A 17,626-nucleotide genomic window follows, 5' to 3' on the forward strand; every position below is an offset into this window, starting at 1 on the left:
GATGTCGCCGCTCGTTATGGTTCGTCTACGGTCAAGCTGACATCGACCAGCAAATGACACAAAATCAAACAAACGGCAGTTGCTTATTTTTTGAGCATTTTAGCATCACGGCTGACCGATGCTGCTCAAATGTGTCTTTGACGCAACTAAAACTGGATCGGCGGGTCGCTTAGCCTGCGGGTCCGGATCAGCACGTCATGAAAGTTGCGCGAATTCTGTGGGTTCAGCTCTGCGCGCCGATCGAATCACAGCGAAACCCTCCGAAGTCCTGTCGAGCCAGACGTTCGGCAAGGGCCGGCAGGAACAGCAGAGCCTCTTCGGCGAGGCGCCAGGGCGGGTTGACGACGATCAAGCCGCTGCCGGTGAGTCGGGTCGAATCGTCCGGCCGGTCGATCAGCAGGTCGAGGCGGAGCGCCGGGCGGGGCAGGGCGGGATCGAGCTCCCCGACCATACGGTCGAGCGCCGCGGTATCCTTGATCGGGTACCACGCCAGGAACACGCCGGTCGGCCACTTCGCCACCGCCCGGGCGAGGTGGGCACCGAGCCGCTCGATCTCGCCGGGCACCTCGTAGGGCGGGTCAATCAGCACGAGGCCGCGCCGCTCGGGAGGCGGGATCTGGGATTTGACCGCGGTCCAGCCGTCGAGGCTCATCACCTTCGTGCGCGGATCGCGCTCGTAGCGCGCCCGCAGGGTCGCGGCATCGGCCGGATGCAGTTCGACGAACACACCCTTGTCACCGGGCCTCAGGGCCTCGCGGATCACGGCGGGCGAGCCGGGATAGGCGGTTGTGCCGTGGCGCGCCTGCACTGCCGCCACCGCCGCCCTGTAGGGCGCGAGCAGCGCCTCGACGGCGGGCGGAAAGGGCTCTTCCATGCGGCCCCAGCCGTCCCGCCACTCGCCGGTGCGGGACGCCTCGTCGGCCGTGAGGTCGTAGACGCCGAGCCCCGCGAAGGCGTCGAGCGCCCGGAACGGTTTGTCCTTGAGACGCAGATGTTCGAGCACCCGCGCCAGGACGAGATGCTTGAGCACATCGGCATGGTTGCCGGCGTGGAAGGTGTGCCGATAATTCATGGGGTTGCGGTGAAGCGGATCCGGCGACCCGGGTCCAGCGCCTGCGGTCGAAAAAAAATCAGCGCGCTGCGTCTAGGGAGATCTCAGGCGCGCGGCAATTGCTGCGAGCGACCACGGGGCAGGGGGTGAACCCCTTCAGGTCCTTGCCGAAGCAGATCCGCACCTCCTGCAGCTGCCCCCGGGTACAGGTGACCGCCATCATGTCGGGGCGCAGGCCGCGATTGGCGGCGACGAACTGGCGGGCGATCTCGATCGGCGCCAGCGTCTGCGACGGGCCGCCGCCCTTGAGGCCATCCGGGATCGTCACGGCCAGCCGGGCGTCCCGGGCGGCGGCGAAGTAAGTCGCCGGATCGAGGCCCGAGCAGGTACCGTGCTTACGCCACTCGTAGCGGGCGAGGCCCTCGCTCGGGTAGACCTGCCCGGCCACCTCGATTGCCTGCCGGGTCGGTGCACGCACCACGGCGGAACAGTTCTCGGGGTAGCCCCGGCTGTATTGCGGCCACAACCCGTGGACCACAAAGCCGAGCCCGCGGCCCGGCGCGCATTGGACGTCGTCCCGGCGCTCGCCCGTGCCCGCGCAGTAGGTCGGGGACCACGATAGGGCCAGCACGTAGAAGTCGAATTCGCCGGGGCTGCCGCGTCGGGCGAAGCCGCCGTAATCCTGAGCGGTGGCCGGCCCGGCGATCAGCAGGCCGGCGAGGCAGGCTGCGAGCCCCCGCATGATCAGGGACGCGCCATCCGGCAGGCGGTGGCGTAGGCGTAGGCGAGTTCACGGTCCAGCCCGTGGACGCAGAACTCGACGCCCCAGGTCGCGCCGATGATCCCGAGGCTCTCGCGTACGGAGTAGTCGACCTTGCGGCGCATCCCGTCGGATGTCGTCACGGTGGCGGTGCAGAATCGGCGCGGATAGGTGTCGAGCCCCCAGGGGCGCCACGCGGTGCGCTCGATCGTGTCGAACGACAGGATCGTCATCGACGAGTTCCAGAACTTCGCCTCCTTCTCGGCGAAGTTTGTCGAGACCCGCTCCAGCACCGAAGGATCCTGACAGGCTGGGATCTGCGCATCGAACGGGAAGACCCGCTCCTCGGCGGGCTCGATATCCTCGCGCGCCGAGCGGGCAAGCGCCGGCTGCGCCAGCGCGACGAGGGCCAGCCCGAGGGCGAGGCCGTGACGGATCGAACGCATGGCGCGAGCCTCGGCGGATGTACGGTCCTGCATCCCAGGACGATGACTCGGCAGGCCCGCCAGTCAAGCTCTGGCCGCGCCTGAAAAGCCCTTTTGACGGCGGGTGCGGCGTCGCCGCTACAGTGATCGCCGGCTACGTCGACGATTCCACGCGCAGCGCGAAGTCGCCTCAGTAGATCGGCCCGGTTCCGGCCGTCGGCGCGCCGAGCTGGAGCGGCTCGTCGTAGGCCCCAGCGGGCTCCTCCGGAGAGGCGGTTGCGACACGCGGGGCGGATCGGACCGGCGGCGCCGACGTGTAGGCCGTCGCCGCCGGCAGGCGTGCCGGAGCGCGAGCGACCTGGGTCGGGCTCGCCGCCTTCGACATCGGCGCGACGCTGTAGGGATCGTCCTCCTCGACATCCACCGGGGCCTGCGGGGCGGCGGGCTGGTGCGGCGGTGGCACCGGGCGCGACAGGGGCCGCTCGACTCCAGTGCCGAGCTGCGGCGTGAACTTGATCAGCGGCTGGCAGATCCGCCTCAGGCCCCGCGGGTCGTGCCGGGCGAGGTCCACATGGATGTGGTCGTAGTGGAACACGTTCGAGCCGGGCGCCAGCACCGTCGAGAAGCGCTGGCAGGCGCCCAGGAAAATCTCGCGCAGGAAGCCCTGCTCGGCCTCCGTGCCGCGCCACCCGCCCTTGACGGTGATCACGTGCCCATCGGCGAGCTTGACCGACATGACGTCGATGGCGTTGCCGAACCCGTGCTCGGAGAGCTTGGCGCCGGGCTGATTGTTGCGGCCCCGGCAGGAATAGGAGCCCGCGTTGATCTCGGCCACCGGCACGCCGAAATAGAGGTTGGCGGCGGGCTGGATCGTGTCGGCGAGCCAAGCCTCGGCCTCAGCGAGCGCCGGGCAGCCGAGGGTCATGCGCTGCTTCATCAGCACGGAGCCGCCGCCGAGCCGCGTCACCCGGAACGGCTGCTGCATGCCGCAGGGGCCCGGACCGTCCATCGCCGCCACCGGCGTGATGAACTCGGTGGGCTCAACCAGCTTCTTGGCCAGGCAGACCTGCTCCGCCTGGTCGCGCCACGGCTCGCGCCGCTCGAAATGATTGATCGAGCACGCGGTGAGCCCTGCGCCGAACAGCGCCAGGGCCGAAATCAGGGATACGCCACGCCACATGACACGGACGATGCGCATGGTCGCGTAAAGCGTTCGTCAACGCCGTTTCCCGAATGCCCGGACCTGTGGCTGAGTTGACAGAGACCCCGTCCGGAGCACTGAATACAAAATGCTCTCGCTCCTCGATCTCCGCGCCCGCATCGCTGCCGGCACCCTGACGCCCACGGGCGCGATCGATCTCTGCCGGGCGGCGATCTCTGCCAGGGAGCCGACGTTGCGCGCCTTCGTCACCCTCGACGCGGCACCCACGATCGCGGAGACGGGGCCGCTCGCAGGGATCGCGGTGGGCGTGAAAGACATCATCGACAGCGCCGGCCTGCCGACCCAGATGGGCTCGCCGATCTACCAAAGCTGGCACCCGCGGGGGGACGCTGCCGTCGTAGCCCGCCTGAAGCGCCTCGGCGCGGTGGCGCTGGCCAAGACCACCACCACGGCCTTCGCCAGCAGCGATCCGACCGAGACGGTCAACCCGCACGATCCCGGCCACACGCCCGGGGGATCCTCGGCGGGGTCTGCCGCGGCGGTCGGCGCCGGGATGCTGCCGCTGGCGTTGGGCACACAGACGGCGGGTTCGGTGATCCGGCCCGCGAGCTATTGCGGCTGCGCGGCGGTGAAGCCCTCGTTCCGGTTGATCCCGACGGTTGGGGTGAAGACCTATTCCTGGGCGCTCGATACCGTCGGCCTGTTCGCCGCCGGCGTCGCGGATGTCGCGCACGCCCTGGCGTTGGTGACCGGCCGGCCGCAGATCGAAGGGGCGGAGACAGGATCCGCGCCGCGCATCGGCCTCGTCCGGCAGGATTTCGCCGAGGCGCCGGAGCCGGAGGCCGAGACCGCCCTGGCGCGGACCCGACTGGCGGCCGAGCGCGCGGGCGCGCAGGTGACCGACCTCATGCTGCCGCCAGAGCTGGCCGAGGCCTGGGAGCGCCATCGGATCATCCAGAACTACGAAGGTCGGCTGGCGCTGGCCTGGGAGTACGACACGCAGGCCGAAGCCCTACCGCCGCTCGTCCGGGCGCATCTCGATTCCGGCGCCGCGATCGCGCCGGCCGCGTACGACGATGCCCGCCGCCATGCCCACCGGGCCCGAAGGGTGCTGAAGGACCTGTTCGCGAATTACGACGCGATCCTGACCTTCTCGGCCCCGGGACCGGCCCCCGCGACGCTCGCAGCGACCGGCGATCCGCGCTTCAACCAGCTCTGGACGCTGATGGGCGTGCCCTGCGTGAACGTACCGGTACCGGGCGACCGGCTTCCGATCGGCGTCCAGGTCATTGGCCGCTTCGGCGACGACGGGCGCGCCCTGGCCGTGGCCCGGATGCTCGAGGACGCCCTGCGCTAGCGCGGCCCAGTCAGGGGTTCCCGAAGGGCGAGCCCTTTGGCGGGGTGTCGGGGCAGGCCCCCGACGATCGGGCTTTGCCCGAGCCCAGCAGAGCTTTGCCTTGCACCCACGAAAGGTCTCGACCTTTCGAAACCGGGACCTTCACGTGCTCGGCTGCTCGTGGAGGGTGTCCTCGACGTAGAGCTGCTCCAACAGGACCTTGATCACCGCCATCAGCGGCAGTGCCAGGGCGATGCCCCAGAGGCCGAAGATCACGCCGAGGATCAGCTGCCCGGCGAAGATCGTGGCTGGCGGGATGTCGAGGGCGCGCTTCTGGATGAACGGCGTCAGGCCATAGCTCTCCAGGCACTGCACGGCGAGGTAGACGCCGATCGCGCCGATGACCGCCTTGGTGCCGGAAGCCAGGGCGGCGAGCACGATCACGAGGCCAGCCACCAGTGGGCCGACCGTGGGCACGAAGGCGAGCAGGCCGGCCTGGAGGCCGAGGATCAGCGCACCGCCGATCCCCAGGAAGGCCAGCCCCGCCCAGGTGCACAGAAAAATCACCGCCATGATGATGAGCTGGCCGAACAGCCAGTGCCGCAGGGTCTCACCCGCCCCGTCGAGAACTTGGCTCGCCCGCCAGCGCTTCTGCGGCGGGACGAAGCGTACGACGCCGTCCCGGTAGGCCTTCGGATCGGCCGCGAAGGCGAGCCCCAGGAAGGCGATCACCAGGAGATTGCCCAGCGCGTCGAACAGCCCGAGGATCACCGCGGCTGCCGGCCCCAGCACGCTGCCGGCATCCGAGACGATCGAGCCGCTGCCCTTCAGGAGGCCGTTGGCGAGGCCGCCGAGTCCGCCCTCCCGCTGGCCGGATTCGGTCGAGCCGTCCTTGCCGCCGCCCTGCGGCGCGAAGGACGGCACATCGATGCCGCGCGCGGAGAGCCAACCGGTCACCGTTCCGGCCTGATCCTTGATCGTGGTGCCCAGGTCGCGCCCCTGCTGCACGATCGTGGCGCCGCCATAGGATCCGAAGGCCAGAACTGCGATCGCGACGGCGAGGCTGGCGATGGTCAGCCGCAGGCCACGGGGCAGGGGCAGGACATGGCCGAGCCCGCGCGTCAGACCGTCGAGGAAGACGCCCAACAGCACGCCGGCGAAAATCAGCAGCAGCGTACCCACCGACATCCAGGCCAGCGCCAGCGCCGCCGCGAAGCAGACGACCGCAATGCCCGAGGCGGCGAGCGGCGCCGCACCGCGCCACGGCCTGACCGGGCCCTCGACGTCCTGAAGCTTCCTGTCCAACATCATCGCTCCCGCAGTGCGGCTCCACGAACGCCGCGGTGCCACCCGGGGTCAAGTGCGCGCGGCGCGGTAAGTGCGATTCACGGACGCGCGTTTCCGCGCGGATGACAGACACCCGTAATCCCCAGACCGGGGACCGAAAGGTCGTTCGCGCGTTGGTTGCGGCCGCCCGACCGATCCCGACGGGGCACAAGCAGGAGACACGCGATGAGCGACCATTACGGCGAGACGCCGATCCGTTCCCTCGGCCCTGGCCACACGGTCGATTCCGCCGATCAGCTCAGCAGTGTTGTCCTGATGGGCATCGCCATCGCTGGGGGCGTCCTGGCCGTGCTGCTCAACGCGCTGATCGTGTAGGCCGGCTCAGCCCCAGCGCCCGGCCGCGGCGTCGTCCTGCGCGGTCGCCTCGACCCAGGCGCCGGTCGTGCCGTCTGCAAGGTGCTCGCGCTTCCAGAACGGCGCCCGGGTCTTGAGATAATCCATCAAAAAGCTCGCCGCTTCGAAGGCGGCGACCCGGTGGCTCGAAACCGCGATCACCAGAACGATTCCATCGCCCGGGCTCACACGTCCGTAGCGGTGGATCATCCGCACGGCCTGGAGCGGCCAGCGCGACGACGCCTCGGTGGCGACGCGCGACAACTCCGCCTCGGCCATGCCGGGGTAATGTTCGAGTTCCAGCGCCGCCAAGCGGCCGTCCTCGTCCCGGCACAAGCCCGAGAAGGTGACGACGGCGCCGGCTCGACCCCCGAGATCGGCGGTGATGCGGGCGATCTCGGCCGCGGTGTCGAAGGGCTCGGCCTGGATGGCGATGCTCGGGACGGGCGCGCTCATGCTCCGGTCCATAGGCGTCGGCGACGGCTCCTGCCAGCCCCCTGCCTGTCACACCGGTCGATGCCTCTATATGACACGGTCTGCCGCACCCTGCCGGCCCCGGGGAGCTTTGCCCCGGGCCGGCGGTGGAGAAGGATATCCACGTGACCCCCGAGCTCATCCTGCCCTACGACGGCGTCGTGCCGGACTTCGCGAGCCGGCCCGTCTGGTGCGGCCGCGGCAGCACGGTGATCGGCGCGGCCCGCATCGGCGCCCAGTCCTGGATCGGCGACGACGCCGTCATCCGCGCGGACGGGCAGAGCGTCATTCTAGGTGAGCGATTCTGGCTCGGACCGCGCTCCACCGTCCACATCGCCACCCAGGCGCGGGGCACGCAGGTCGGCGACCGCGTGACCGTCGGGCGCAACAGCGTCGTGCATGCCTGTACGGTCGGCTCGGATGTGGTGATCGAGGACGACGTGGTGATCCTCGACGGGGCGGAGATCGGCGACGGCGCCGTGATCGAGGCGGGCTCGACCGTCTTCCCGCGGGCGCAGCTGCCCGGCGGCTTCGCCTATGCGGGCAGCCCGGCACGGCCGAAGCAGCCGGTGAATGCCGAAGACGTCGCCGAGCGCGCCGAACGTCTGCGCGAGCGGATGGGCGAGGGGCCCACGCCGCCCGCCGGGGATCCCCCCGAGGTCGAGGCCAGCGTGTTCGTGGCCCGCACCGCGACCGTGCGCGGGCGGGTGAGCTTGGGCGCGGGATCGAGCGTGCTGTTCTGCTGCGACCTCAACGCAGAAGCCGGGCCGATCGTGATCGGCGCCGACACCAACATTCAGGACAACACCCTCATCCGGACCCGCGGCGAAGGCGTGGTGATCGGGCGCGACACAACGATCGCCCACAACGTACGGATCGCCGATAGCCGGATCGGCGCCCGGGCGCTTATCGGGATCGGCGCGGCGATCGCGCCCGGCACCCTGATCGCCGATGACGTGATGCTGGCGGCCGGCGCCACCACGGATCCCGGCCAGATCCTGGAGGCCGGCTATCTCTGGGGCGGCCGCCCGGCGCGGATTCTCGCACCGCTGGACGCCGAGAAGCGCGCCACGATGATCCGCATCGTCGAGGGCTATTGCCGGCACGGGCGGGAGTACCGCGTGGCGCAGGAAGCGCTGGGTTAGCAACCGTGCTTCCTGAGCCACCCACAACCGCATCCTGAGATGCAAGAGCAGCGTCCCTGGAAGAGACCTACGCTTCGATCCAGTGGATCAGGATGGTGGAGCGTTCGGGATCCTTCGCGTCACGTGTCTCGATCAGTGCTGCAGGATCTTCGACAGGAAGGTCTGCGCCCGCTCCGAACGGGGGCTGCCGAAGAAGTCCTCCTTCTTGGCGTCCTCGACGATCTCGCCGCGATCCATGAAGATCACCCGGTCGGCGACCTTGCGGGCGAAGCCCATCTCGTGGGTCACGACCATCATGGTCATGCCCTCACGCGCGAGTTCCACCATCACGTCGAGCACCTCGCCGACCATCTCGGGGTCGAGCGCCGAGGTCGGCTCGTCGAACAGCATGACGACCGGGTTCATTGCGAGGGCCCGAGCGATGGCCACGCGCTGCTGCTGGCCGCCCGAGAGCTGGCCCGGGAACTTGGTGGCTTGGGCACCCAGCCCGACCCGGGCGAGCAGGTCGAGCCCGCGCTTCTTGGCGTCCTCGGCGCTGCGGCCGAGCACCTTGCGCTGGGCGATGGTCAGGTTGTCGGTGATCGACAGGTGCGGGAACAGCTCGAAATGCTGGAACACCATGCCGACCCGCGAGCGGAGCTTGGGCAGGTTGGTCGCCTTGTCGACGACCTTGGTGCCCGCCACCGTGACCTGGCCCTTCTGGAAGGGCTCCAGGGCGTTGACGCACTTGATCAGGGTCGACTTGCCCGAACCCGAGGGGCCGCAGACCACCACGACCTCGCCCTTGGCGACCTTGGTCGTGCAATTGGTCAGCACTTGGAAGTCGCCGTACCATTTGCTAATGTTGTCGATGGCGATCATCGTCTCGCCGGGCGCCGCCACGGGGGCACCGGAGATCAGGTGGCCGGGCTGCAGGCCCGCATCCGTCGGCGCGTAGGCCGCCTCGGCGGCGGGTTCGGTGGCGTGCGGGGCCGGCATCGGGGACGAGGTCATCGGCGGTCTCCAGTGTCGGTCAGCGGATGATGGCCACGCGGCGCTGCAGGCGGCGCACCAGGAACGAGGCCGAGAAGCAGATCGCAAAGTAGACGACCGCCGCGAAGATATACATCTCGACGAGGCGGCCGTCGCGCTGGGCCACCTTCGAGGCGGCGCCCATGAAATCCGTGAGCGACAGAACGTAGACCAGCGACGTGTCCTGGAACAGCACGATGGTCTGGGTCAGCAGCAGCGGCAGCATGTTGCGGAAGGCCTGGGGCAGGATGACGTTGCCCATGGTCTGCCAGTAATTCATTCCCAAAGCCTGCGCGGCAGCGGTCTGGCCCTTGGGGATCGACTGGATGCCCGCCCGCATGATCTCCGAGAAATAGGCCGCCTCGAAGGCCATGAAGGTGATCAGCGCCGACGGGAAAGCGCCGACCTGGATCGGGGTCGAGCCCCCGGTCAGGTAGGCGCCGATATACGGCACCAGGAAGTAAAACCAGAAGATCACCAGCACCAGCGGCAGCGAGCGGCACAGCTCGACATAGCCCTTGGCCACTTGGGTGAGCCCCGGCACGCCCGACAGCCGGGCCATGGCCAGCAAGGTGCCGATGATCACGCCACCGACGGCCGCCATGGCGGTGAGCGTCACGGTGAAGACCATGCCCTGCCCGAACAGGTAGGGCAGGGAGGAGACGATGACGGAGAAGTCGAAATTCGAGAGCATCGGCGCCTGTTCGCGGTGGCCGTCGGGCGGGTGGTCGGGGGCGGGCTATCCTCAGCGCTGACCGGGGATGGCGAGCGCCTTTTCCAGGAAGGTCGCCGCCGTGACGACCACGAGGTTGATGATCACGTAGAGGATCGTGGCCGCCGTGAATGCTTCGAACACCTGGAAGGAGAATTCCTGCATCGAGCGGGCCCGGGCGGTGAGCTCCAAGAGACCGATGGTCAGCGCCACCGACGTGTTCTTCAGATTGTTGAGGAATTCCGAGGTCATCGGCGGCAGGATGATCCGGTAGGCGTTGGGCAGCAGCACGTAGCGGTAGGTCTGATAGGTGGTGAAGCCCATGGCGGTGCCGGCCATGCGCTGGCCCCGCGGCAGCGCCTGGATGCCGGCCCGGACCTGCTCGGCCACCCGCGAGGCGGTGAAGAAGCCGAGGCACACCACCGCGGTGTAGAACGGCGCGTCGGGCAATTGCTTGATCGCGTCGCCGATCCGGGTCGGCACGACCTCCGGCATCACGAAGTACCAGAGGAACATCTGCACCAGCAGCGGGATGTTGCGGAACAACTCGACATAGGCCGTGCCGATCGCGTTGGCGGGCTTCGATGGCAGGGTGCGCAGCACGCCGATCAGGGAGCCTAGGAAGAACGCGATGATCCACGAGCAGAGCGCGGTCGCGATCGTCCACAGAAGCCCCGACAAGAGCATGTCGAGGTAGGTGCCATTGCCCTCCGGCGAGGCATCGAAGAAGATTCGCCAGTTCCAGTTGTAGTTCATCGCGCCGCTTCTACTGTGAACTTCCAGAGGCGCGCCGCAGGCCCTCGCCCGCGGTGCGCATCGTCGTGCCGACCGGGTCTCAGTAGGCTGCCGGATCAGGGCTGGAGATCGGGGTCGTGAACTGCTTCTTCATCTCCGCGCTCATCGGCAGGTTGAGGTTGATGTTGCGCGGCGGGATCGGCTTCGTGAACCACGTGTCGTAGAGCGCCTTGCCCTCGGGGCTCGTGTAGAGCTTGGCGGTGGCCTCGTCCGCGACCTTCTTGAACTCCGTGTCGTCCTTGCGGAGCATGATGCCGTAGGGCTCAGGCTTCGACAGGGCCTCGGTGGAGATCTCGTAGGCCGACGGGTCCTTGGAGGAAGCGGCGAGCGAGGCGAGCAGCACGTCGTCCATCACGAAGGCGGCGGCGCGGCCGGTCTCGACCATCAGGAACGCCTCGGCGTGGTCCTTGGCCGGCAGGATCGTCAGGCCGAGCTTCCGCTCGGTGTTGGCCTCGTTGATCTGCTTGATGTTCGTGGTGCCCGAGGTCGACACGACGGTCTTGCCCTTCAGGTCCTCGATCGTGTGCAGGTTGGCCGACTTCTTCGAGACGTAGCGGGTGGCGGTCAGGAAGTGCGAATTGGTGAACCACACCTGCTTCTCGCGCTCGGCATTGTTGGTGGTCGAGCCGCACTCCAGGTCGATCGTGCCGTTCGCCATCAGCGGGATGCGGGTGGCGGAGGTGACCGGGTTGAGCTTCACCTCGAGGTTCGGGAGGTTGAGCTTGGTCTTCACGGCGTCGGCGATCTTGTTGCAGATCTCGAGCGCGTAGCCGACCGGCTTCTGGTCGCCGCCGAGATACGAGAACGGCACGGACGCGTCGCGGTAGCCGATGACGATGGCGTTGGAATCCTTGACCTTCTTGAGGGTGCCGGTCAGCTCCTCGGCCCGGAGACTCACGGGGGCGAGGGCGAGGGTCAGACCCAGCGCCGCGGCAACGCCGCGGCGAGCGATATCAGACTGCATCGGTACGGAACTCCTGGATCGGGCCGAACGGTGTCGGCAGGCGGCTGAGCCTACAGGCTCGCCCGCTCGGGCGACGCCTTTGCAATGATGGTGCCGGGAGGAGGATCGAGGCGCCGCGCGCGAACGCGGCTGAATGCGGATAGGGCGCGGCCAAGCTCGTATGCATACGCGCAGACGCGATACCAGCCCCCCTCATGAACTCCTCCGAAGCGCCGAGCCGGCCTGCCGCTCGTGCCGGCGGCATCATGCACACTTCTTAGGCGTACGCACGGGGGCTCGACGGCGTATCCGCCAACAAGACTGACGAATGCACCGCATCTCAAACGACGACGCCGCCCCGCGGACAGGGTGCGGAACGGCGTCGGACTGACTCACGGGATCGGAGAACCGACCGGTCTTACTTGGTCAGCTCATTGCCCGTGTAGTCGATCTTGCCGTCAGCGCCCTTCTTCCACTCGTACATGACGTAGTCGGGCCGCGTGATGTCGCCTTTCTTGTCGTAAGCGATCGGGCCGACGACGGTCTCCACCGCCTTGCCCTGGTGCAGCCAATCGGCGAGCTTCTTGCCGTCGCTGGAGCCGGTCTCGGCCATGGCCTTGGCTAGCACCTGAACGGCTGCATACGAGTAGAGGGTGTAGCCTTCGGGATCGATGTTCTTGGCCTTGAAGGCGGCGAGCGCCGCCTTGGCGTTCGGGTTCTTGCGGGCATCCGGCGGGAACGTGGTCAGCGTGCCCTCGGCGGCCGGGCCGGCGATCGACACCAGCTCGCGGTCGACCATGCCGTCGCCGCCCATCATCGGCGCCTTCAGGCCCTGGTCGCGCATCTGGCGCAGGATCAGGCCGGCCTCGGTGTAATAGCCGCCGTAATAGACGACATCGACATTGGCCGACTTCAGCTTGGACACGAGCGCCGAATAATCTTTCTCGCCCGGGTTGATGCCCTCGTACATCACGTCCTTGCCGCCCTTGGCCTTGAGCGCCTTCAGGGTCTCGTCGGCCAGACCCTTGCCGTAGGGGGTCTTGTCGTGGACGAAGGCGATCTTCTTGCCCTTGAAGTGGTCGGCCAGATAGGTGCCGGCCACCGCGCCCTGCTGGTCGTCGCGGCCGCAGGTGCGGAACGTGTTCCACATCCCGCGCTCGGTGAACTTCACGTTCGTGGAGGCGGGGGTGACCTGGATGATGCCGGCGTCGAGATAGACGTCGGAGGCCGGGATCGACACGCCCGAGTTGTAGTCGCCGACCACCACCTTCACGCCGTCGCTGGCGAACTTGTTGGCCACCGAGACGCCCTGCTTCGGGTCGGAGGCGTCGTCGCCGACCGTCACGGTCAGCGTCGTGCCCTTCAGGGTGCCGGCCTTGTTCAGGTCCTCCACCGCTTGGCTCGCGCCGTTCTTGAGCTGCGCGCCGATGGCGGCACTGTTGCCGGTGATCGGCGCGGCGATGCCGAGCTTGACCTCGGCGGCCTGCGCTCCGGCCATCATGGCGCCGAGGGCGAGCCCGGCCAGCAGAATCGATCTCATCGCGTACTTCCCCTTGATCGTCAGGACCGCACGTGCGGATCCGGCCGCACTCATCGGACCCCGCCCGCCTCCGGCGCCCGTTCGCGCCATGTCAGCGGTGAGGTCTTCTCGTAGAGCCAGCGGTACTGGCTCGTCATCTGGCGCGTCCGCGTGTAGCGGAAGCCCGCCGCGCCGATGATCATGACCACCACGGCGTCGATCGCATAGTAGTGCGGCGACAGCAGCGTGCCCGAAAACAGGGCATAGTGGATGAAGCGCACGGCGGCCGCCACGAGGAGCAGCGCCAGGGCGCATTGCCAGAACGGCCGCCAGCCCCGGGCGATGCCGCGCGCGGCCATCCAGCCGGCCCAGCCGCCCATCACCACGGTGACGAGCAGGAACAGCCAGGCCGATTCTTCCTCGAACAGGATCCCCTGCAGCATGGTCATGCCCCGACCGGGCCGGCATGGCCCCCCTCCAGATAGGCGGCCTGCACGTTCGGATCGTCGAGCAGCGCGCGGCCCGTGCCGCTCATCGTGACCCGGCCGTTGACCAGCACATAGCCGCGATGGGCGAGCTTGAGCGCGTGATAGGCGTTCTGCTCCACGAGGAAGATCGTCATGCCCTCCGTCCGGTTCAGCTCCCGGATCGCGTCGAAGATGCCCTTCACGACGAGCGGCGCCAGGCCGAGCGACGGCTCGTCGAGCAGCAGCAGGCGCGGGCGGCTCATCAGGGCGCGGGCGATGGCCAGCATCTGCTGCTCGCCGCCCGACATGGTGCCGGCGCGCTGGGTCAGGCGCTCCTTCACCCGCGGGAACAGGGTGCAGACCTTCTCCAGATCCTCGGCGAAGAAGCGCCCGTCATGGAGCGCCGCGCCCATCTGGAGGTTCTCGTAGACGCTCATGCGCGGGAAGACCCGCCGGCCCTCCGGCGACTGGGCGATGCCAAGCCGGGCGATGGCGTGGGTCGGCATCCGGGTGATGTCGCGCCCGTCATACGTGATCGTGCCCGAGCGCGCCTGGGGGCTGCCGAAGATCGTCATCATGAGGGTCGACTTGCCGGCGCCGTTGGCCCCGATCAACGTCACGATCTCACCCTCGGCGACATCGAGATCGACGCCCCGCAGGGCGGCGACGCTGCCGTAATAGGTCGAGACATCCCGGACCGCGAGGAGCGGCGGCTTCTGTCCTGCCTGGATCGCCCGGGTCTCCTCGACCAAGACGTTGATGCCGGCGACGCTCATGCCGATTGCCCCGTCTGAACGTCGTGCCCGTGCGGCACGCTGATCCCGACCTCGGCCTCCACGGACTCCACCTCTTCGTCCTCGACGCCGAGATAGGCGGCGATCACCTTCGGGTCGGAGCGCACCTCGGCGGGGGTGCCGTCGGCGATCTTCTGGCCGTAATCGAGCACGACCACGTGGTCGGAGATCTCCATCACGACCGACATGTCGTGCTCGATCAGCAGCACCGAGGTGTCGTGCGCGTCCCGGATGTGGCGCAGCAGCGTGTTCAGCTCGGCCGATTCGCGCGGGTTGAGGCCCGCCGCCGGCTCGTCCAGGCAGAGCAGCACCGGATCGGTGCACATCGCCCGGGCGATCTCCAGCCGACGCTGCGCGCCGTACGGCAGGGCGCCGGCCGGGTCGTCGGCCCGGTCCATCAGGTCGATGCGGGTGAGCCACGCCTTGGCGCGCTCGATCGCGGCGGCTTGCGCGTCCCGGTAGGTCTTGAGGCCGAGCAGGCCCAAAATTGTGTAGCCCGAGGCGCGCATCAGCGGCGCGTGCTGGGCGACCAGCAGGTTCTCCAGAACCGTCATGCCCTGAAACAGGCGGATGTTCTGGAAGGTACGCGCCACCCGGGCGGTGCGGTTGACCTGATGGTTCGGCAGCCGCTCCAGCAGATGCGTGGTGCCGTCCGCGTGCGCCAGGGTCAGCATGCCCTCGGTCGGTTTGTAGAAACCGGTAATGCAGTTGAACACGGTGGTCTTGCCGGCGCCGTTCGGGCCGATCAGCGCGGTGATGTCGCCGCGCCGAGCCTCGAAGGACAGATCGGAGACTGCGACCAGTCCGCCGAACCGCATGGTCAGGTGCTCGACCGCGAGCACCGGCGGGGCGGAGGACGCCCGGCTATCTGGAGGCGTCGCCATCAGCCGTGCCCCTCGCTCACATGCGCGCCCGAGACGGCGCGGCGCTTGCCCAGCGACACCGAGGGCAGGCGCTCCGAGATCAGCCCGCGCGGTCGCCAGACCATCATGGCCACCATGGCGAGCCCGAACAGCAACAGGCGGTACTCGTTCGGATCGAAGCCCTCGCCGAACACGGCCTTCAGGAAGCCGAGGTTGCGCAGCATCTCGGGCCCGCCGACCATCGCCACGGCCGCGATGGCGACGCCGACCTGGCTGCCCATGCCGCCGAGCACGACGATCGCCAGGATGATGGCGCTCTCCAGAAAGTTGAAGCTCTCAGGGCTGATGAAGCCCTGGCGCACGGCGAAGAACGATCCGGCGATACCCCCGAAGGCCGCGCCCAGCGCGAAGGCCGTGAGCTTGGTCGCCGTCGTGTCGATCCCGAGCGACCGGCAGGCGATCTCGTCCTCGCGCAGGGCCTCCCAGGCCCGCCCGATCGGCAGCCGGCGCAGGCGCAGGGTGACGAAGTTGGTGATCAGGGCGAGCCCCAGGATCAGGTAGTACAGGAACACGAGCCGGTGCATCGAATCAAACGGGATTCCAAAGGTCGCCGCGAATCCGTCATCGCCGGCCGTGAACGGGATCCCGAAGAAGGTCGCCCGGGGGATCGACGAGATGCCGGCGCCGCCGCCAGTTACGTCGGTCCAGTTGATCAGCACGAGACGGATGATCTCGCCGAACGCCAGGGTCACGATGGCAAGGTAATCGCCGCGCAGACGCAGGACGGGGAAGCCGAGGATCATCCCCCACAGGCCGGCGAACAGGCCGGCCAGCGGCAGGCAGATCCAGAACGACAGGCCGAAGGTTGTCGACAGAAGCGCGTAGGAATAGGCGCCGACTGCGTAGAAGGCGACGTAGCCGAGGTCGAGCAGCCCCGCGAGGCCGACCACGATGTTCAGGCCCCAGCCGAGCATGACGTAGGTCAAGATCAGGATGCCGAGATCGATCCAGTAGCGCGCCGAGGACAGGCCGCCGGTCGCCAGGGTGGAGAGGATCGGGAGGGTCAGCGCGACGGCGACGAACAGCCAGAGGCCGAGCTTCGAGTTCTTCTGGCCGGCGTCGGGCTCGCCGTGGACCGCCTCGGTCGCCTGGGTCGGGGCGGGGGTCAGAGCCCGCCGGGCATCCCGGCGCAGCAGCACGAGCCGCTGGACGAGGCGAAGCACGAAGACCGCCGCGCAGAGCGCCGCCACCAGACCCCAGCGCGGCACGAGTACCAGATCTGTCCCCGGCCCGGGATCGGTGCGGTAGGCGATGATCGGCACGCACAGGCCGAAGGCGACGAGGGCGTAGAGGGCGCAGTCGCGCAGGATGCCGGCCATGACGGAGCCGGGAAGGGCAGTCTGCGAGGCAGCCATCAGACCTTCTCGACCTCGGGCCGGCCCAGGATGCCCGAGGGCATGAAGATCAGCACGATCGCGAGGATCGAGAAGGCGGCCACGTCCTTGTACTCGATGGAGAAGTAGGCCGACCAGAAGGTCTCGATCAATCCGATGATCAGGCCGCCGAGCACGGCCCCGGGGAGCGAGCCGATCCCGCCCAGCACCGCCGCCGTGAACGCCTTCACGCCGGGCACGAACCCGTCGGAGAAGGACACGACGCCGTAGTACATCAGGTAGAGGACGCCCGCGACCGCCGCCAGGGCGGCGCCGAGCACGAAGGTCAGCGAGATCGTGCGGTCGACGTCGATGCCCAGGAGCGCCGCCATCTTGCGGTCCTGCTCGCAGGCGCGCTGCGCCCGGCCGAACGGCGTGCGCTGCACGAGATACCAGAAGCCGGTGAGCAGCACGGCGGTCACCGCCATGATCAGCACCTGCTTCCAGGCCAGGAACACCGCGTAGCCGTCGCGCTCGAACAGGGTGATGCCGCCCGAGAACATCGGCGGGGTTGGCTTGTTGCGTGCGCCCTGCACCACCTGCACGAAGTTCGACAGGAAGATCGACACGCCGATCGCCGAGATCAGCGGCGCCAGCCGGAACGAGCCGCGCAAGGGTCGGTAGGCGATGCGCTCGATCGCCCAGCCCCAGAGCGCGGTCAGTACCATGGCGACCACCAGCACTACCAGGAAGGCCAGCGCGATCGAGCTGATTCCGAGCCAAGTGGTCAGCAGCAGGAAGGTGATCAGCGCGATGAAGCACGAGACCATGAAGACGTCGCCATGGGCGAAGTTCACCATGCCGATGATGCCGAACACCATCGTGTAGCCGATGGCGATCAGGCCATAGATCGAGCCGAGCGTCAGCCCATTGATGAGCTGCTGTACGAAGACGTCCATGTACTCTCGCGCGCAGGTTCCGAACCGCCTGTTGAAACAGCAGGCAGCTTGGCAGGGCAAGTCCCGTACCGCAGCCGTAGCACGCGGGCCACTGGTTTCATCCCCGTGGAAGCGTCGCGTGAAAACAGTCGAAGACTCGAGTCACGCCCCCCGAATG

General features: G+C 68.3%; 19 protein-coding genes. 3 read left to right on the top strand and 16 right to left on the bottom strand.

Features of this window, described 5'->3' with window-relative positions; genetic code table 11:
- Positions 1–223 precede the first annotated feature (223 nt).
- The 4 genes from rlmJ to OXS49_RS07335 form a co-directional block, all read right to left on the bottom strand.
- Positions 224–1,072, bottom strand: a complete 849-nt coding sequence (gene rlmJ / locus OXS49_RS07320; RefSeq protein WP_267423059.1) for a 23S rRNA (adenine(2030)-N(6))-methyltransferase RlmJ — start codon at positions 1,070–1,072, stop codon at positions 224–226.
- A 58-nt stretch (positions 1,073–1,130) separates the two neighbouring features.
- On the bottom strand, positions 1,131–1,793 hold the full coding sequence (locus tag OXS49_RS07325; protein WP_267423061.1) for a ribonuclease T2: 663 nt from the start codon (positions 1,791–1,793) through the stop codon (positions 1,131–1,133).
- 2 nt (positions 1,794–1,795) lie between these two features.
- On the bottom strand, positions 1,796–2,257 hold the full coding sequence (locus OXS49_RS07330; RefSeq protein ID WP_244008322.1) for a hypothetical protein: 462 nt from the start codon (positions 2,255–2,257) through the stop codon (positions 1,796–1,798).
- 169 nt (positions 2,258–2,426) lie between these two features.
- Positions 2,427–3,434 carry an extensin family protein gene (locus tag OXS49_RS07335; protein ID WP_244008321.1) on the bottom strand — a complete coding sequence of 336 codons (1,008 nt, stop codon included), beginning with the start codon at positions 3,432–3,434 and terminating at the stop codon, positions 2,427–2,429.
- Between the two features lie 91 nt (positions 3,435–3,525).
- Here OXS49_RS07335 and OXS49_RS07340 point away from each other — a divergent pair, with 91 nt between their 5' ends.
- On the top strand, positions 3,526–4,755 hold the full coding sequence (locus OXS49_RS07340) for an amidase (protein WP_267423063.1): 1,230 nt from the start codon (positions 3,526–3,528) through the stop codon (positions 4,753–4,755).
- 141 nt (positions 4,756–4,896) lie between these two features.
- On the opposite strand, the gene OXS49_RS07345 is transcribed toward OXS49_RS07340, so the two are convergent.
- Entirely contained in the window at positions 4,897–6,042 is a 1,146-nt protein-coding gene (locus OXS49_RS07345; protein WP_244008319.1) for an AI-2E family transporter, read from the bottom strand.
- A gap of 204 nt (positions 6,043–6,246) precedes the next feature.
- Here OXS49_RS07345 and OXS49_RS07350 point away from each other — a divergent pair, with 204 nt between their 5' ends.
- Complete coding sequence (locus OXS49_RS07350; RefSeq protein ID WP_244008318.1) at positions 6,247–6,396, top strand: hypothetical protein; 150 nt, start codon at positions 6,247–6,249, stop codon at positions 6,394–6,396.
- Positions 6,397–6,402: 6 nt separating this feature from the next.
- Here the strand turns inward: OXS49_RS07350 and OXS49_RS07355 are convergent, their stop codons facing one another.
- The gene (locus OXS49_RS07355) at positions 6,403–6,870 is read right to left on the bottom strand and encodes a molybdenum cofactor biosynthesis protein MoaE (protein WP_267423065.1); all 468 of its coding nucleotides are present in this window, start codon (positions 6,868–6,870) and stop codon (positions 6,403–6,405) included.
- A 143-nt stretch (positions 6,871–7,013) separates the two neighbouring features.
- Between OXS49_RS07355 and OXS49_RS07360 the strand changes: the two genes are divergently transcribed.
- Positions 7,014–8,033, top strand: coding sequence for a gamma carbonic anhydrase family protein (locus tag OXS49_RS07360; RefSeq protein WP_244008316.1), 1,020 nt, complete (start codon positions 7,014–7,016; stop codon positions 8,031–8,033).
- 132 nt (positions 8,034–8,165) lie between these two features.
- On the opposite strand, the gene OXS49_RS07365 is transcribed toward OXS49_RS07360, so the two are convergent.
- The 10 genes from OXS49_RS07365 to OXS49_RS07410 all read right to left on the bottom strand — a co-directional run bounded on the left by OXS49_RS07365 (position 8,166) and on the right by OXS49_RS07410 (position 17,469).
- Positions 8,166–8,894 carry an amino acid ABC transporter ATP-binding protein gene (locus tag OXS49_RS07365; protein WP_244008360.1) on the bottom strand — a complete coding sequence of 243 codons (729 nt, stop codon included), beginning with the start codon at positions 8,892–8,894 and terminating at the stop codon, positions 8,166–8,168.
- A 151-nt stretch (positions 8,895–9,045) separates the two neighbouring features.
- Positions 9,046–9,738 carry an ABC transporter permease subunit gene (locus OXS49_RS07370; protein WP_267423067.1) on the bottom strand — a complete coding sequence of 231 codons (693 nt, stop codon included), beginning with the start codon at positions 9,736–9,738 and terminating at the stop codon, positions 9,046–9,048.
- A 51-nt stretch (positions 9,739–9,789) separates the two neighbouring features.
- Positions 9,790–10,512, bottom strand: a complete 723-nt coding sequence (locus OXS49_RS07375; protein WP_244008315.1) for an amino acid ABC transporter permease — start codon at positions 10,510–10,512, stop codon at positions 9,790–9,792.
- A gap of 79 nt (positions 10,513–10,591) precedes the next feature.
- Positions 10,592–11,515 (bottom strand): amino acid ABC transporter substrate-binding protein, encoded by a 924-nt coding sequence (locus tag OXS49_RS07380; RefSeq protein WP_267423072.1) that lies wholly within the window; start codon positions 11,513–11,515, stop codon positions 10,592–10,594.
- Between the two features lie 397 nt (positions 11,516–11,912).
- The gene (locus tag OXS49_RS07385) at positions 11,913–13,034 is read right to left on the bottom strand and encodes a branched-chain amino acid ABC transporter substrate-binding protein (protein ID WP_267423075.1); all 1,122 of its coding nucleotides are present in this window, start codon (positions 13,032–13,034) and stop codon (positions 11,913–11,915) included.
- Positions 13,035–13,084: 50 nt separating this feature from the next.
- On the bottom strand, positions 13,085–13,453 hold the full coding sequence (locus OXS49_RS07390) for a DUF6867 family protein (RefSeq protein WP_243997776.1): 369 nt from the start codon (positions 13,451–13,453) through the stop codon (positions 13,085–13,087).
- Between the two features lie 5 nt (positions 13,454–13,458).
- Positions 13,459–14,256 (bottom strand): ABC transporter ATP-binding protein, encoded by a 798-nt coding sequence (locus OXS49_RS07395; protein WP_267423078.1) that lies wholly within the window; start codon positions 14,254–14,256, stop codon positions 13,459–13,461.
- Positions 14,253–15,158 carry an ABC transporter ATP-binding protein gene (locus tag OXS49_RS07400; protein WP_267423080.1) on the bottom strand — a complete coding sequence of 302 codons (906 nt, stop codon included), beginning with the start codon at positions 15,156–15,158 and terminating at the stop codon, positions 14,253–14,255. Before OXS49_RS07400 ends, OXS49_RS07395 begins: the two co-directional genes overlap by 4 nt.
- Positions 15,158–16,552: a high-affinity branched-chain amino acid ABC transporter permease LivM gene (gene livM / locus OXS49_RS07405; protein WP_243997767.1), complete on the bottom strand. Its 1,395-nt coding sequence runs from the start codon at positions 16,550–16,552 to the stop codon at positions 15,158–15,160. Before livM ends, OXS49_RS07400 begins: the two co-directional genes overlap by 1 nt.
- A complete protein-coding gene (locus tag OXS49_RS07410; protein WP_243920389.1) occupies positions 16,552–17,469 on the bottom strand; it encodes a branched-chain amino acid ABC transporter permease LivH in 918 nt (305 codons plus the stop codon). The genes livM and OXS49_RS07410 overlap by 1 nt, the downstream gene beginning before the upstream one ends.
- Between the last annotated feature and the right edge of the window lie 157 nt (positions 17,470–17,626).

Source organism: Methylobacterium sp. GC_Met_2 (genome assembly GCF_026540795.1).
Taxonomy (GTDB): domain Bacteria; phylum Pseudomonadota; class Alphaproteobacteria; order Rhizobiales; family Beijerinckiaceae; genus Methylobacterium.

Coding starts and splice junctions, on each gene's coding strand:
- rlmJ (WP_267423059.1), bottom strand. CDS start 1,072: ATGAATTATCGGCACACCTTCCACGCCGGCAACCATGCCGATGTGCTC.
- OXS49_RS07325 (WP_267423061.1), bottom strand. CDS start 1,793: ATGCGGGGGCTCGCAGCCTGCCTCGCCGGCCTGCTGATCGCCGGGCCG.
- OXS49_RS07330 (WP_244008322.1), bottom strand. CDS start 2,257: ATGCGTTCGATCCGTCACGGCCTCGCCCTCGGGCTGGCCCTCGTCGCG.
- OXS49_RS07335 (WP_244008321.1), bottom strand. CDS start 3,434: ATGCGCATCGTCCGTGTCATGTGGCGTGGCGTATCCCTGATTTCGGCC.
- OXS49_RS07340 (WP_267423063.1), top strand. CDS start 3,526: ATGCTCTCGCTCCTCGATCTCCGCGCCCGCATCGCTGCCGGCACCCTG.
- OXS49_RS07345 (WP_244008319.1), bottom strand. CDS start 6,042: ATGTTGGACAGGAAGCTTCAGGACGTCGAGGGCCCGGTCAGGCCGTGG.
- OXS49_RS07350 (WP_244008318.1), top strand. CDS start 6,247: ATGAGCGACCATTACGGCGAGACGCCGATCCGTTCCCTCGGCCCTGGC.
- OXS49_RS07355 (WP_267423065.1), bottom strand. CDS start 6,870: ATGAGCGCGCCCGTCCCGAGCATCGCCATCCAGGCCGAGCCCTTCGAC.
- OXS49_RS07365 (WP_244008360.1), bottom strand. CDS start 8,894: ATGATCGCCATCGACAACATTAGCAAATGGTACGGCGACTTCCAAGTG.
- OXS49_RS07370 (WP_267423067.1), bottom strand. CDS start 9,738: ATGCTCTCGAATTTCGACTTCTCCGTCATCGTCTCCTCCCTGCCCTAC.
- OXS49_RS07375 (WP_244008315.1), bottom strand. CDS start 10,512: ATGAACTACAACTGGAACTGGCGAATCTTCTTCGATGCCTCGCCGGAG.
- OXS49_RS07380 (WP_267423072.1), bottom strand. CDS start 11,515: ATGCAGTCTGATATCGCTCGCCGCGGCGTTGCCGCGGCGCTGGGTCTG.
- OXS49_RS07385 (WP_267423075.1), bottom strand. CDS start 13,034: ATGAGATCGATTCTGCTGGCCGGGCTCGCCCTCGGCGCCATGATGGCC.
- OXS49_RS07395 (WP_267423078.1), bottom strand. CDS start 14,256: ATGAGCGTCGCCGGCATCAACGTCTTGGTCGAGGAGACCCGGGCGATC.
- OXS49_RS07400 (WP_267423080.1), bottom strand. CDS start 15,158: ATGGCGACGCCTCCAGATAGCCGGGCGTCCTCCGCCCCGCCGGTGCTC.
- livM (WP_243997767.1), bottom strand. CDS start 16,552: ATGGCTGCCTCGCAGACTGCCCTTCCCGGCTCCGTCATGGCCGGCATC.
- OXS49_RS07410 (WP_243920389.1), bottom strand. CDS start 17,469: ATGGACGTCTTCGTACAGCAGCTCATCAATGGGCTGACGCTCGGCTCG.